16 protein-coding genes are annotated in these 12607 nt (G+C 66.1%); 8 read left to right on the forward strand and 8 right to left on the reverse strand.

The window, feature by feature from the left end; genetic code table 11:
• Positions 1–55: 55 nt before the first annotated feature.
• The 4 genes from ACPXYO_RS16225 to ACPXYO_RS16240 form a co-directional block, all read right to left on the reverse strand.
• A complete protein-coding gene (locus ACPXYO_RS16225) occupies positions 56–472 on the reverse strand; it encodes a type II toxin-antitoxin system VapC family toxin (RefSeq protein ID WP_420626668.1) in 417 nt (138 codons plus the stop codon).
• Complete coding sequence (locus tag ACPXYO_RS16230; protein WP_423922738.1) at positions 469–714, reverse strand: hypothetical protein; 246 nt, start codon at positions 712–714, stop codon at positions 469–471. The genes ACPXYO_RS16225 and ACPXYO_RS16230 overlap by 4 nt, the downstream gene beginning before the upstream one ends.
• A gap of 148 nt (positions 715–862) precedes the next feature.
• On the reverse strand, positions 863–1750 hold the full coding sequence (locus ACPXYO_RS16235) for an LLM class F420-dependent oxidoreductase (RefSeq protein ID WP_423922741.1): 888 nt from the start codon (positions 1748–1750) through the stop codon (positions 863–865).
• 12 nt (positions 1751–1762) lie between these two features.
• Complete coding sequence (locus tag ACPXYO_RS16240; RefSeq protein ID WP_423922744.1) at positions 1763–1999, reverse strand: hypothetical protein; 237 nt, start codon at positions 1997–1999, stop codon at positions 1763–1765.
• A 160-nt stretch (positions 2000–2159) separates the two neighbouring features.
• Between ACPXYO_RS16240 and ACPXYO_RS16245 the strand changes: the two genes are divergently transcribed.
• The 4 genes from ACPXYO_RS16245 to ACPXYO_RS16260 all read left to right on the forward strand — a co-directional run bounded on the left by ACPXYO_RS16245 (position 2160) and on the right by ACPXYO_RS16260 (position 6614).
• Positions 2160–3332, forward strand: coding sequence for an LLM class flavin-dependent oxidoreductase (locus ACPXYO_RS16245; protein ID WP_423922747.1), 1173 nt, complete (start codon positions 2160–2162; stop codon positions 3330–3332).
• Positions 3333–3413: 81 nt separating this feature from the next.
• The gene (locus ACPXYO_RS16250) at positions 3414–4205 is read left to right on the forward strand and encodes an SDR family NAD(P)-dependent oxidoreductase (protein WP_423922749.1); all 792 of its coding nucleotides are present in this window, start codon (positions 3414–3416) and stop codon (positions 4203–4205) included.
• Positions 4206–4341: 136 nt separating this feature from the next.
• Positions 4342–5580: an acyl-CoA dehydrogenase family protein gene (locus ACPXYO_RS16255; RefSeq protein ID WP_423922752.1), complete on the forward strand. Its 1239-nt coding sequence runs from the start codon at positions 4342–4344 to the stop codon at positions 5578–5580.
• A gap of 197 nt (positions 5581–5777) precedes the next feature.
• Positions 5778–6614, forward strand: coding sequence for a phytanoyl-CoA dioxygenase family protein (locus ACPXYO_RS16260; protein ID WP_423922754.1), 837 nt, complete (start codon positions 5778–5780; stop codon positions 6612–6614).
• 68 nt (positions 6615–6682) lie between these two features.
• Here ACPXYO_RS16260 and ACPXYO_RS16265 read toward each other — a convergent pair whose 3' ends face one another.
• The 3 genes from ACPXYO_RS16265 to ACPXYO_RS16275 form a co-directional block, all read right to left on the reverse strand.
• Complete coding sequence (locus ACPXYO_RS16265) at positions 6683–6907, reverse strand: hypothetical protein (RefSeq protein ID WP_423922757.1); 225 nt, start codon at positions 6905–6907, stop codon at positions 6683–6685.
• 57 nt (positions 6908–6964) lie between these two features.
• On the reverse strand, positions 6965–7453 hold the full coding sequence (locus ACPXYO_RS16270; protein ID WP_423922760.1) for a cell wall-binding repeat-containing protein: 489 nt from the start codon (positions 7451–7453) through the stop codon (positions 6965–6967).
• A 118-nt stretch (positions 7454–7571) separates the two neighbouring features.
• Positions 7572–7769: a hypothetical protein gene (locus ACPXYO_RS16275; protein ID WP_423922763.1), complete on the reverse strand. Its 198-nt coding sequence runs from the start codon at positions 7767–7769 to the stop codon at positions 7572–7574.
• A gap of 30 nt (positions 7770–7799) precedes the next feature.
• Here ACPXYO_RS16275 and ACPXYO_RS16280 point away from each other — a divergent pair, with 30 nt between their 5' ends.
• The 4 genes from ACPXYO_RS16280 to ACPXYO_RS16295 all read left to right on the forward strand — a co-directional run bounded on the left by ACPXYO_RS16280 (position 7800) and on the right by ACPXYO_RS16295 (position 10963).
• Complete coding sequence (locus tag ACPXYO_RS16280; RefSeq protein WP_423922766.1) at positions 7800–8138, forward strand: transposase; 339 nt, start codon at positions 7800–7802, stop codon at positions 8136–8138.
• Positions 8139–8276: 138 nt separating this feature from the next.
• A complete protein-coding gene (locus ACPXYO_RS16285) occupies positions 8277–9056 on the forward strand; it encodes an integrase core domain-containing protein (RefSeq protein ID WP_423922769.1) in 780 nt (259 codons plus the stop codon).
• 107 nt (positions 9057–9163) lie between these two features.
• Entirely contained in the window at positions 9164–10459 is a 1296-nt protein-coding gene (locus ACPXYO_RS16290) for an aromatic ring-hydroxylating oxygenase subunit alpha (RefSeq protein WP_423922771.1), read from the forward strand.
• A gap of 9 nt (positions 10460–10468) precedes the next feature.
• Entirely contained in the window at positions 10469–10963 is a 495-nt protein-coding gene (locus ACPXYO_RS16295) for an aromatic-ring-hydroxylating dioxygenase subunit beta (protein ID WP_423922774.1), read from the forward strand.
• A 56-nt stretch (positions 10964–11019) separates the two neighbouring features.
• Here ACPXYO_RS16295 and ACPXYO_RS16300 read toward each other — a convergent pair whose 3' ends face one another.
• On the reverse strand, positions 11020–12600 hold the full coding sequence (locus ACPXYO_RS16300; protein ID WP_423922776.1) for an ABC transporter ATP-binding protein: 1581 nt from the start codon (positions 12598–12600) through the stop codon (positions 11020–11022).
• Between the last annotated feature and the right edge of the window lie 7 nt (positions 12601–12607).

The raw sequence follows: 12607 nt of genomic DNA on the forward strand, positions 1-12607 counted from the left end.
GCTCAAAGCGCGGGTAGTCGGTTGAGCATTTCGCAAGGCCCGCACCGACAGTCTCCTAACTGTGAACGACGAATGCCTGCCGTCGGCCGAGGCCGAAGCGGTAGATCGAGAAGTCGGCGTCGAGGGCCACGGCCTCCCGGATGCCCAGCCGCTGCATGATCGCCCAGCTCGTGCGATCAACCAGAGAGAACCGTTGGTCAGCAAACGCCTCGCCGATGCTTGCCGCTGCCTCAAGATCTGCGACGATCGCCGGCTCGATGCGGGCAATGCCCATGCGGATCCCGTTCACGAGTCTCTCCGCGACGGCGATCCCGAGGCGCCTCGTGGCAAGGAACCAAGTCTCGACGATGACATGGTCGCTGGTCACCAACGCGCCAGCGAACTCCTCGAGTCGACGTGCTGCCCTCACATGACCGGCGTCGTCGACGTCTGCGGCTGCGTACCACGCTGAGGTATCGACGAAGACGCTCACTCGCGACTGCGGAGCGTCGCTACCGCCTCTGCCACAGCCATCGCCGTGCCTTCAGCGGCAATGTCGCTACCCCCCGAACTCCCGATGCCGACGATGGCTGAAACATCAGCATTGGTATCGACCCTGCCGAGGTCGCGATCGACCAAGCGCCGGATGTACTCGGCCATCGTGATCCCCAAAGAGGCCGCCTTCTGTTTCACCTGCACATGTTGCTCTGGTTCCAAGGCGATCTGTGTACGCATGATGTTACATCATAACAGCACTCACGCTCGTCCACAGCTCGCAGGACCGTGATGCAGTGCGAAAGCCAAATGCTGCCGCCATCCGAGGTCCAACGACGAGGGACCACGCCGCAAGTTCCGGCTGGGTTGTTGCCGAGATCGAGCCCGCTCAGGTCACCGAGGTGATGAAGGTCTCCAGTGCCTCGATGTGCTCGGCGGTGCTCTGAAGATTGGCAGCCGGATTGCCGCCCCACTCGCATGTGGTGCTCTGGCAGTTGACGGAGAAGTGAGTGAAACCAGCGTCGCGGGCCTCGTCCACCAGGTCGGTCCATCGATCCGGGCCGATGCCGTAGTCGGCCTCGGCCTCAAGGGCGCAGTCAGCCGGGTCGCGGCCTTGGGCTGCGAGCATTTCCCGCAAGGTCTCCGCCAGCGCCACCGTGTCCGGCCCCGAGTCGCCGAACGTGAACCCGTCCCCCCATCGGGCGGCCCGTCGCAAAGCGGCAGGCGTGTAGCCGCCGAACCAGATCGGGATGCGGCGGGCGGGCCGCGGCCGGATGCCGGCCCGGTCGATCCGGTGAAACTCGCTCGTGTAGTCGATGACGTCGTGCTCCCAGAGCGCACGGATGACCGTGATCTGATCGTCGAGCAGGGCGCCGCGCCGCTCCCAGTCGGCGCCAAGCGACTCGTATTCGACATAGTTCCAGCCCGAGCCCACACCTAGCCGGAAGCGCCCGCCCGACAGCAGATCCACCTGGGCCGCCTGCTTGGCCACCAGTGCCGCTTGGCGCTGCGGAAGGATGATGATTCCGGTCTCGAACTCGATGGTGCTCGTGACGCCCGCTAGGTAGCCGAAGAGCACGAACGGCTCGTGAAAGTCGTCATGCTCGATGTAGGGACCCCAGAACGCTGGCTCGCGCCCGGAATGCTCGGCGCCGAGCACATGGTCGTAGCTCACGATGTGCGAGTAGCCGAGCGATTCGGCGGCTTGGGCCCAGTCGCGCAGGGCGATCGGGTCGGTTCCGATCTCGCAGGTCGGCAGGACCGCGCCAAACTTCATGAGCTCAGCACTTCATCTGCTCACTTCAGGACTCGCAGCGGCACGCTGCGGGGGCCACGAATCGGCCCGACTGACCACGCGACCTCTTCGGGATCGCGATTGGCAGAGGGGACCGTGGAACCGTTCCGTCTGGGCAACCGGGCACTGCTCGCGCAGGTCGGCCAGGATCTCGGGTGCGTTCGTTGCCCATTCGTCGCTCAGATGGTCGAAATCGGTCGCCCAATCTGCGACCGTGGGTCGCTCAGCCATGTCGATCTCCACTCCGCTGCGGCAGCGATGATGTCCCGCCCCGCAGGCCGGCTCGCCCGCAGGTGCTCCCGCGATGGTATTCGCCGACCCCGCCGGCTCGCCGGAAAGCCCCAGCCGTGCCCTGGAGGCATGAGTCGGGCGGGACGCGTACCTTGGTGCCATGCCATTGTCGGTGATCGGGATGATCGGGGTGTCGCCCCCGAAGGACGACTCGACGGTGCACATCATCGAGGGCGGGCTGTCGCGCCAGTACCTCGAGGAGTTCAGCCGGGCGCACGACGCTGCCGGCTTCGACCTGGTGCTGGTGGGCTACACCTCGACTTCGGCCGACGGCTGGTCCGTGGCGACCCATGCTGCTTCGGTCACCGAGCGTCTCGGCTATCTCATCGCGCACCGGCCCGGCTTCGTCGCCCCCACGCTGGCAGCCCGCAAAGCCGCCACCTTCGACCAGCTGAGCGGCGGGCGCTTCGCGCTGCACGTCATCGCCGGAGCCAGCGACCGCGACAATCAGCGCGACGGCGATTACCTGCCGAAGGCTGATCGCTATGCCCGAGCCGACGAGTACCTCGAGGTGATGCGCCTGACGTGGACGTCACCTGAGCCGTTCGACTACGAGGGCGCCTACTACCGCTTCAGCGACGTGCGCCCCGATGTCAGGCCGCTGCAGCAGCCGTCGCCTCCCGTGTTCTTCGGAGGATCGTCGGTCGAGGCGCTCGAGATGGGTGCCCGCCGCTGTGACGTGTACGCCGTGTACGCCGAGCCGAGGGCTGCCACGGCAGAGCGGTTCGACGATTTCCGCGCCAGGGCTGCCGTGTACGGCCAGAAACCTCAGTTCTCGATCAGCGTGCGGCCCATCCTCGGTGCCACCGAAGGCGAAGCGTGGGACCGTGCGCACCGCATCCTCGACGGCATCGAAGCCGCCGGCACGGACAAGCTGACGGTTGCGGGCAGTCACCGGGGCAAGCCGTACGACCGCGGCGGCGAGCGGATGCTGGCACACGCTGCGGCGGCCGACACTCATGACGAGCGGCTGTGGCTCAAGATCGCTGAAGCAACAGGCGCTCCGGGGAACACCTCGTGCCTGGTCGGCACGCCCGAACAGGTGGCCGACTCGATCCTGCGCTATTACCGGCTCGGAATACCGGCAGGCGGGGGGCCGAGCGACGTGGCGTACGTGCTGATTCGAGGCTTCGATCCCCTCAACGACGCTGTCGATTTCGGCCGCGAGCTGATCCCACGCATCAAGGCCGGCGTTGCCGAACTCGATGCTCAGACGAGCCAGAGCGAGGACCACCCAGAACGCGGCGAGACCGCCTTGGCCGCTGCCGACTGAGTAACTGCCGAGTAAGTAACTGTCAACAACTGAACTGCCAACAACAGAGCTGGCCGACAATCGGATTTTGGAGAGGACCCCATGCTGGACTTGGACTTATCGGGACGGGTAGCGCTGGTGACCGGTGCCTCCAAGGGCATAGGCAAAGCCTCTGTGCAACTGCTCGCCGATCACGGGGCGACGGTTGGCTTCTGTGCCCGCGGGCCGCAAGCGGTCTTCGAACTCGCTACCTATCGACCGCCATCGGGGCCTGGCTCAGTCCACGGCTTCTTCGGCGACATGTCTGAAACCGATGCCGTGCAAGAAATCCTGGAGGTGGCCACATCCGAGATGGGTCCCATTGACATCTTGATCAACAACGTCGGCGCCTCGCCCTCGCGCAACTTCCTGTACATGACAGACGAGGACTGGACCGAACTGCACCAACTCAACCTCATGTCAGCGGTGCGCTGCACACGCTTCTGCCTGCCGCACATGCGCGAGCAGAAATGGGGTCGGATCATCATGATCGCCAGTGGCGCCGCGTTCTCCCCCAATGCCGCTCTCATCGACTACGCCGCCACCAAGGCAGCCATGGTTGCCACAGCCAAGGCGCTGGCCGGCAAGTACGGCGCCGACAACGTGCTCACCAACACCGTCGTCCCCGGGCTCATCCGCACCGACATGTGGGAACGGGCGGCCGCCGAGATCGCCGAAGCCTCGAGCACCGACGCCGAGGCGATCTTTGCCCGGAACTCCACCGGCGTCCCCCTCGGCCGCTACGGCACCGCCGAAGAAGTTGCTTCGGGCGTGGTCTTCTTGGCCAGCAGCGCTGCCAACTACATCAATGGCACCTGCCTGACGATCGACGGCGGGGCCGGCACCCACGTCTGAGCCGGCTGCGATCTGAATTGGCCAACCCCGAGAAACGCGGCTCTGAAACTCCGTACAGCCGCGGGCTAGTTTCAGGGCGCACGGGCGCCCGCTACTTTCTGGGCGCGAACCGTACGCACAGGACTGGAGCGAGACAATGGCGCACGCCTACACCAAGAAGGGCCTCGAGACGCAGGAGGCTGTGCAGTCGTTCATGGACGACCACATTTATCCAAACGAGCAGGAGTACCACGAGCAGTACGCCGAGCTGGCTGCTGCGGGAGATGTCCATGCCACGCCAGCGATCATGGAGAAGCTCAAGGCCGCTGCCCGCGAACGTGGGCTGTGGAACCTGTTCATCCCCCACCTCGACCCGCAAGCTCCCGGCACCAAGCTCTCCAATCTGGACTACTCGCCGATTTCGGAGCAGCTCGGCAAGGTCACGTTCAGCTCCGAAGCGCTGAATTGCTCCGCGCCCGACACCGGCAACATGGAGATCCTGAACCTGTACGGCTCCGAGCGGGTCAAGCAGCAGTACCTGGCTCCGCTGCTCCAGGGCGAGATCCGGTCCACGTTCTCGATGACCGAGCCTGAGGTGGCCAGTTCGGACGCCTCCAACATCCGCCTGCGGATCGATCGCGACGGCGACTCCTACGTGCTGAACGGACGCAAGTGGTTCTCCTCGAACGCGCTGCGGCCCGAGTGCCAAGTGCTCATCGTGATGGGCAAGAACGACCCTGACGGGCCGCGTCACCGCCAGCAGTCCATGATCGTGGTCCCCCGGCATGCCGAGGGCATCAGGGTGGATCGCGATCCGCTGGTCTTCGGATTCCACGATCGTGGTGGTCACCCCGAGCTGGTCTACGAGAACGTGCGCGTGCCGGAAGATCACATTCTGGGCGGCGAGGGCGAGGGCTTCGCCATCAGCCAGGCCCGCCTTGGCCCGGGTCGCATCCACCACTGCATGCGGTCCATCGGCGTGGCCGAGCGTGCGCTGGAATGCATGTGCCTTCGCGCGCTCGAACGCGAGACCTTCGGCAAGTCGGTCGCCCAGCAGGGCCTGATCCAGGACTGGATCGCCGATGCTCGCATCGAGATCGACCAGGCCCGCGAGTACGTGCTGCACGTGGCACACCTCATGGACACGATCGGCAACAAGGCTGCGGCTCAGGAAATCTCCGGCATCAAGGTGGCCGTGCCGAACATGGCGCTCAAGGTGATCGACCGCGCCATCCAGGTGCACGGTGCCGGCGGCGTTACCCAGTTCTTCCCGCTGGCCGAGATGTACGCCCACATGCGCACCTTGCGGATCGCTGACGGCCCCGACGAAGTCCACAAGATGACCATCGCCCGCCGCGAACTCCGCCGCCACGATCCCGACTTCAGGATGCGTTAGCACATCCGGAACATCAGACACAGCAGATGAGCTGGTGCCGTGCCAGCAAACGCTTGCCGGTGTGGCGCTTCTCTGTGCAAAATCACTCGCTCAGCGAACATTTCTGCACAGAGAACTGATCCTGTCGAGGCTGGCGCGAGGCATTCAGCCCGCCTCAACCACGCAAACGTTTGTGGTCACGGAACTAAGTTGGCGCGATGCTCGCAGTTGGCGATGTGGAGTCGTTCTACGCCAACGGCTTTGTCACGGTCGACGCGCTGATCGACCGGGCTCTGGTCGATCCCCTGAAGGAACGATTCGAGCGGCTGTTCCGGGGCGACTTCGAGACGGGCACCGTCCCAGACGAAGTCAACTGGCTCGAGGACCGCAGCGACCCAACCCTGACGCGCCAGATCTGCAATGGCTGGAAGGCCGACAGGCTCATTGCGTCGACTGTGCTCGACGCTCGCCTGGGTGAGGTCGTTGCCAAGCTGGCCGGCTGGCCTGGCGCTCGCATCGTCCAGGACAATGTGCTCTGGAAACCGCCTGGTGCCCGGTCGCTGGGCTTCCACCGCGACAACGCCTACCTGTCCTGGTACACGCCGACGGAGATGTTCTCGTGCTGGATCGCGCTGGACGACACTGTGGCGGGCGGCGGCACCCTGGAGATCGCCCGGGGATCGCATCGCTGGCCCACCGCAGGCGACCTGTTCGGCGAGTTTCATGCCCCGGACGACTACCGGGCTCCGGTCGCTGCAGCCGCCGAAGCCGCGGGCGTCGAGTTAGACATCGCGCCGGTCGAAGTGACCGCGGGAGGCGGGTCATTCCATCACGGCTGGGCCTGGCACGGCTCGGGGCCCAACAGCTCCGACCGTCACCGGCGAACCCTGGTGCTGCACTGCGCCAGCAGCGACGCCCGGTTCAACCGGGACGGCTTCGGCGAGGGCAACGGACCCATCTACTCCCGCTACGCCCGCCTGGCCGACGACGAGATGGACGAGAACCATTTCCCGATCCTGTGGCGCAACGACGGATACCGAACCCCCGGCATCTAGCTCCGTGACCACAGGTCATTGCGTCGTAGCGCCGACCCTCGGTGTGGTGTCGTGTGTGATTGGGGTCCCTATGACGGTCCGAGCGTTCGGCGAGCGATGGCTGCGGCGGTCTGGGTTCGGGTAGCTCCGCTGTGTCGCAGCACGGTTGCGTCGGGCAGGATTGCGCGGGTCTGATCCTTGACTGCGGCGGTGATCGCGGCGGGCCCGCCGATGAACACCACTCTGGTCGGCCGGTAGTCGCGTAGTATCTCGGCGGCTTCGGCAGAGAGTCGCCCACCTTCGGTGTAGAGCACCGCGGAACCCGCGGTGCGCGCCGAGAGCGCGGCTGCGGCGCCGACGTCGGGAGGACTTCAGCCATTGGCCACGATGATCGTCAGCTCATCGGCTGGTGCCGCGAGGTGCGGGCCCAAGAACCTCCGGGCCACCCCTGCGGCTGTTGCGGTTCTGGTGGCGCCGCTGACGCGCTCAATGATCGCACCGGGCACGGCGTTGCTCATTTGCGACACTGCGCCAGGCTCCACGGCGGCCTCGCCGCCCACGATGAGCACGCGGGCCGGTCGGTAGTCGCGCAGCAGTCGCTGTGTCGCATCGGGTAAAGCGCCGCATGTGGTGTAGGCGACGGCTGAGCGAGGTGTGCGTGCAGAGAGTGCTGCGGCCACGCCGATGTCGGCGGGGCTCCAGCCGTTCGCGATGATCACGGTCGCCCCGCCCGCCTCGGAGGTGTCCAGGATCCGTCGCGCGACGCTGGCGGCGGTGTCCGAGCGTGTCGCTCCGGTGATCCGCTCAACCGAGTCCGATTCCGAGGCGCGCCGCATCGAGGTCAGCGCTGCGGCGCTCACAGCGGACCCTCAGACCACGCCCGATACACAAAATTCCGGACAGTCCCACGCAGAGCCCGCGCCAACGCCTCCGGCCGCATGATCGTGGCCTTATTGGTGCGGGTACCGCAGGCGGTTTCTAGTGGTGGTTGCGAATCGTGGTGTGTTCGGTGTCGTGGAAGTCTGTCAGGAATTCGTGTGGGGTGCGGTCGTCGAGCACGATGCGGGGCCGGTGGTTGAGTTCGTCGGCGGCGCGGTCCAGGTCGGCTCGAGAGTGCACGGCCAGGTTCGTGCGCTTGGGGAAGTTTCCCGTGTCAAGGTTCTTGAGACAGGTCATTGTTTGGTGCTGACCTGAAGGAGAACCCTGATGGGCCGTCAGCCCGCCATGTCGGTGGAGGACAAGACGAGGATCGTGCTGGCTGTGTTGCGCGGCGAGGTGTCCATCGCTGCTGGGGCACGTCGAGAGGGCACCTCGGCGATGTCGGTCTCGAAGTGGCGCGACCAGTTCCTCGCCGGTGGTCGTCAGGCGCTCGAGGCCGGCGCCCGCCATGGGCCCTGTGCCCGCGAGCAGCAGCTCGCCGCAGAGATCGAGCAGCTCAATACAGCCTTGGGCGAGGCTCACATGGAGTTGCGGCTGTGGAAAAAGGGGGGCTCGCTGCATGGGGCTTCGCCGAGCTCGACGCGCAGCGCCGGGCGGCGGGGGTGAGCGTGACCCGGTTCTGTGCTGTGGCGGGCGTGCCGAGGGCGACGTGGTATCGCTGGCAGCAGGCCGGCTCGGCATCGAAGGGGCCGTGGCCGGCGCCGGCCCAGGACGCCGTCGAGGCCGACGCCAAGGCCCTCGCCGATGCTTGGGAGGGGTGGGGGCATCGCAAGCTGGCCGAGCTCAAGCGCGTCGGGGCCGGCGGCGTTTCCCCAGGCCCGGTCAGCGACTCGACGATGCACCGGGTGCTGGCCCGCAACGGCTTGTCCCTGCCGGCGAAGTGCACCGGCGAGATCCGCCGGGGCGCCGGGGCGCGCAAAGAAGCGTTCGTCTCGCCGCAGTCGAGACCGAACCGGCTGTGGCAGGCCGACTTCTCGGAGTTCGAGACCGACTCGGCGGGCAAATGGAACCTCGGCGGAGTCGTGGACTGCTGGGCCAAGACTGCCCCGGCGTGCGAGGTCAGCGTCCCCAAGACCACCGCTGACGCGATCGAGTTCCTCGAAGCAGCCGCTCGCCGAGGCCGAGCGGCTGCTGGGCATCAGCTGGACAGCCGATCTCGTCGACCCCGACACCGGCGAGACCCGCACCCTGCGGATCGTCACCGACAACGGCCCGTGCTTCAAGTCTGGGCGCTTCGCTGCCTGGGTCGCCTCCAAGGGACACATCGCTCACATCCGCACGCGCAACCGCGCTCCGTGGACCAACGGAGTCATCGAGCGCTTCTTCGGCGCCGTCAAATACGAGCACCTCTACAGGCGCGACATCACAGACAGTCTCGAGCTCGCCGCCCAGGTCCGCGCCTACCACAAGACCTACAACACGATCCGGCCCCACCAAGCCATAGCCATGGCCCGACCCATCGACCGCTACCGACAAACCCCGACCACCCAACCACCAGACAGCGAATCCGTCTCAGATTCTTGACACGGGACAACTGGTTGCGGATCCAGCGTTGAGACGGATGCGACGGAGTCCTGCGGTGCCTGGACCCGACCGCCTAGCGTCTCGTGACAGGGACGGGAGGAGCTTCGATGGCGCTGACAGTGCAGAGCTTGCCTGCGACCGCCGACTACCGGCACCTCGTGCAACACGACCGCATCCACGGCAGCCTCTACACCGACCGGGGAGTGTTCGCGGATGAGATGGAGCGCATCTTCACCGACGGCTGGATCTTTGTGGGGCACGAATCCGAAGTGCCGAATGTGGGCGACTGGGTCTCACGGCGACTCGGCACCGAGCCGGTGCTCATGGTGCGCAACCGTGAAGACGCCATCAGCGTGGTCGCCAACCGCTGCGCTCACCGGGGCACCACCCTGTGTCCGCAGAACGACGGCAACAACCGGAACTTCCGCTGCCCGTACCACGGGTGGACCTACGACCTCGACGGCACGCTGCTGGGTGTTCCAGAGCCGCAGGGCTTTCACAAGGACATGGCCGATCTGGGCCTCGACCGCCCCGGACAGGTGGACGACTACCGGGGCTTCGTCTTCGCCAACCGCAGTGGCACCGCCGGGTCGCTCGCAGATCACCTCGGCGCAGGCGGCACCGATCTCATCGACCGCACCTCCGACATGTCGCCCACGGGACGCGTCGGCCTCAGCGCTGGCTGGATCGGCCAACGCATCGACTCGAACTGGAAGATGTGGCCCGAGAGCGACAACGACGGCTACCACCTCAACTTCACGCACGCGTCGATGGCGCGGGCCGTCCCCGACACCTATTACAACGAGATCGTCATGACCGGCGAGGATGCCTCGGCATCGGTCACACGCGCCTACGACGGCGGACATCTCGAACTCGATTTTCGCCGCAGCTACCCCACCGAGCTGGCCTGGCTCGGCACCACTCGCGACAAGGTGTCCGACTACTGCGAGGCACTGGAGCGGTCCTACGGCCCGGAAAGGGCGCGGGGCATCATGTGGGACGGACCACCGCACGCATTGGTCTTCCCGAACCTGTTCCTGGCAGAGATGAACATCGCCCGGATCGAACCGCTCTCGCCCGGTGTCACCGTGCACCACCACACGCCGCTGCTGGTGGAAGGGGCCAACGAGAGCATCAACCTCCGGCTCATTCTGCAATCCGAGGCGGCAATGGGCCCCGCATCGTTCTTCCTCACTGACGATGCAGTCATCGCTGAGCGAATGCACCGCGCGTTCGAAGGGGCCGTCGTCGGTGACGACGGCTGGATCGATCTCAGCCGGGGTCTCATGCGCGAACGCAGCGATGAAGGCCAGCGTTGGAGCGACATCACCGACGAGACCACCAATCGGGGTTTCTGGCACCACTACCGCGACGTCATGGATCGCCCCACCGGCGGAGACTGAGCAGCCGTCATGGCAAACGTCGACGAGACGACGCGTCGCGACATCGAGGCATTCCTGTTTCTCGAAGCCCGGCTCGCTGACGAGTCCCGATATGACGAGTGGGAGGAGTTGGTCACCGACGACATGCACTACTGGGTGCCGTTCGGTCCCGGTGACTACGTACCCGGCACCCGTGTCAGCTACATCAATGACAACCGGGCCCGTCTCGGCACCCGCATCCGCCAGCTGGCCACCGGCGTCCACCATGCGCAGGATCCTCCGTCGTCGATGCGCCGAGTCGTTTCGAACATCGAAATCATGAGCGCCGATGGCGACGAATTCGAGGTGGGCAGCAACTTCGTGCTGTACGAGCACGCGCTGCAGGCCACCGGGCACATCCGCATCTGGGCGGGGCGGGCAACGCACCGTCTGCGACGCACACCGGACGGCTTGCGCATGGCAGCCAAGAAGGTCGAGCTTGTGAACTCCACCTCACCGCTGCCAAATCTGTCAATCCTGATCTGAGCGCGTGAGAGCCGACGTTCCTCTTGGCAGGAGCAGGCCGCATTCTGCAGCCGGGCTCACACCGGCGCAGGGGCCTCCTCGCTGACGCCGGTCATCAGCAGCCCAACACGGTCCGTGGTGGCCTCGGCGCGAGGCAGGTCACACATGGCTCGCCCTTGGAACAGCACGACGATGCGATCCGAGAGCTGCATGGCCTCATCGAGATCCTCGCTGATGAGCAGGATGGCAGCGCCGGCGGCACGCTTGGCGAGCAAGCGCTCGTGGACATACTCGGCCGCGCCGATGTCGATGCCTCGGGTGGGCTGCGCGACGATCAGCACCCCGGCATCGGAGGAAAATTCCCGAGCAATCACGACCTTTTGGATGTTGCCGCCCGAGAGGTGCGAGGTCTGCGTGTCGATCGACGGCGTCTTGACAGCGAAGCGCTGCACAAGGTCTCGGCAGCGCTCTGCGATGGCGCGGAACTGCAGGAGTCCGGCCCGCACGTAGGGCCGCTGCTCATATTCGACGAGCATCAGATTCTCCGAGACGGTCAGCTCCCCCACGGCGCCGTGCCGCATGCGCTCCTCGGGCACGAACGCCACACCCCGACGCCGCACCCGCTTCGGCGACGGCGTGTCGATCGGCACACCGCCGACCTCGATGGCTCCAGATTCTGCGGGCCGCAGCCCGAAGATCGCCTCAGCCAGTTCCCGCTGCCCGTTGCCCGACACTCCGGCAATGCCGACGATCTCGCCGCCGCCGACCCGAACCGAGAAGTCATCGAGGGCGACGTTGCCTCGGTCGCCGCGGACGCGCAGCCTGTCCACGACCAGGCGGTCGTCGCCGGTCGGCTGGGGCGGCACCTCGCGGCCCAGCCGCACCTCCCGGCCCACCATCATCGAGGCCAGGCCTTCGCGGGTCGTCTCTGCTGGTGTCGTGCGGCCGACGACGCGGCCGTCTCGCAGCACCGTGATCTCGTCGGAGATCTCCATCACCTCGGCCAACTTGTGGGAAATGAAGATGAGGCCGCGCCCCTCGTTGGTGAGCGAACGCAGCGTGGCGAACAAGTCGGTGACCTCGGGTGGCGTCAGGACCGCCGTGGGCTCGTCGAGCACCAGCAACCGAGCCTCGCGATACAACGCCTTGAGGATCTCGGCCCGCTGGCGCTCGCCGACCGCAAGCTGCCAGATGTACGCATCGGGATCGATCTCGAGGCCGTGCTGCTCGGAGACTTCAACGAGCCGGCGGCGCACCGGACCCATTTCGGTGAGTCCGCGACGCCCATGCAATCCGAGCGCGATGTTCTCGGCCACTGTCAGCGTCGGCACCAGCATGAAGTGCTGGTGAATCATGCCGATGCCGTGGCGTATGGCGTCCGCAGGCGAAGTGACGTCAATCTGTTCGCCCTGGATCCGCACCGTGCCCTCATCGGGCCGATACAGCCCGTACAGAATCTTGACGAGCGTGCTCTTTCCGGCACCGTTCTCGCCGAGCAGCGTGTGCACGTGCCCGGGCTGGACGACGAGATCGACGTCGGAGTTGGCGATGACGCCAGGAAACCGCTTCGTGATGCCGCGCATCTCCAGCATCGGCGCCGCCGGGGCCCCGCTTGATGGCGAAAGCCCGGCGGCCGTCGTGCCGTCGGTTTGATTCATCTGCTGT

Origin of the sequence: Candidatus Poriferisodalis sp. (assembly GCF_965237655.1) — a bacterium.
In the GTDB taxonomy this organism is placed as follows: Bacteria; Actinomycetota; Acidimicrobiia; order Acidimicrobiales; family Poriferisodalaceae; genus Poriferisodalis.

Coding starts and splice junctions, on each gene's coding strand:
- ACPXYO_RS16230 (WP_423922738.1), bottom strand. CDS start 714: ATGCGTACACAGATCGCCTTGGAACCAGAGCAACATGTGCAGGTGAAA.
- ACPXYO_RS16235 (WP_423922741.1), bottom strand. CDS start 1,750: ATGAAGTTTGGCGCGGTCCTGCCGACCTGCGAGATCGGAACCGACCCG.
- ACPXYO_RS16240 (WP_423922744.1), bottom strand. CDS start 1,999: ATGGCTGAGCGACCCACGGTCGCAGATTGGGCGACCGATTTCGACCAT.
- ACPXYO_RS16245 (WP_423922747.1), top strand. CDS start 2,160: ATGCCATTGTCGGTGATCGGGATGATCGGGGTGTCGCCCCCGAAGGAC.
- ACPXYO_RS16250 (WP_423922749.1), top strand. CDS start 3,414: ATGCTGGACTTGGACTTATCGGGACGGGTAGCGCTGGTGACCGGTGCC.
- ACPXYO_RS16255 (WP_423922752.1), top strand. CDS start 4,342: ATGGCGCACGCCTACACCAAGAAGGGCCTCGAGACGCAGGAGGCTGTG.
- ACPXYO_RS16260 (WP_423922754.1), top strand. CDS start 5,778: ATGCTCGCAGTTGGCGATGTGGAGTCGTTCTACGCCAACGGCTTTGTC.
- ACPXYO_RS16275 (WP_423922763.1), bottom strand. CDS start 7,769: ATGACCTGTCTCAAGAACCTTGACACGGGAAACTTCCCCAAGCGCACG.
- ACPXYO_RS16280 (WP_423922766.1), top strand. CDS start 7,800: ATGGGCCGTCAGCCCGCCATGTCGGTGGAGGACAAGACGAGGATCGTG.
- ACPXYO_RS16285 (WP_423922769.1), top strand. CDS start 8,277: ATGCTTGGGAGGGGTGGGGGCATCGCAAGCTGGCCGAGCTCAAGCGCG.
- ACPXYO_RS16290 (WP_423922771.1), top strand. CDS start 9,164: ATGGCGCTGACAGTGCAGAGCTTGCCTGCGACCGCCGACTACCGGCAC.
- ACPXYO_RS16295 (WP_423922774.1), top strand. CDS start 10,469: ATGGCAAACGTCGACGAGACGACGCGTCGCGACATCGAGGCATTCCTG.
- ACPXYO_RS16300 (WP_423922776.1), bottom strand. CDS start 12,600: ATGAATCAAACCGACGGCACGACGGCCGCCGGGCTTTCGCCATCAAGC.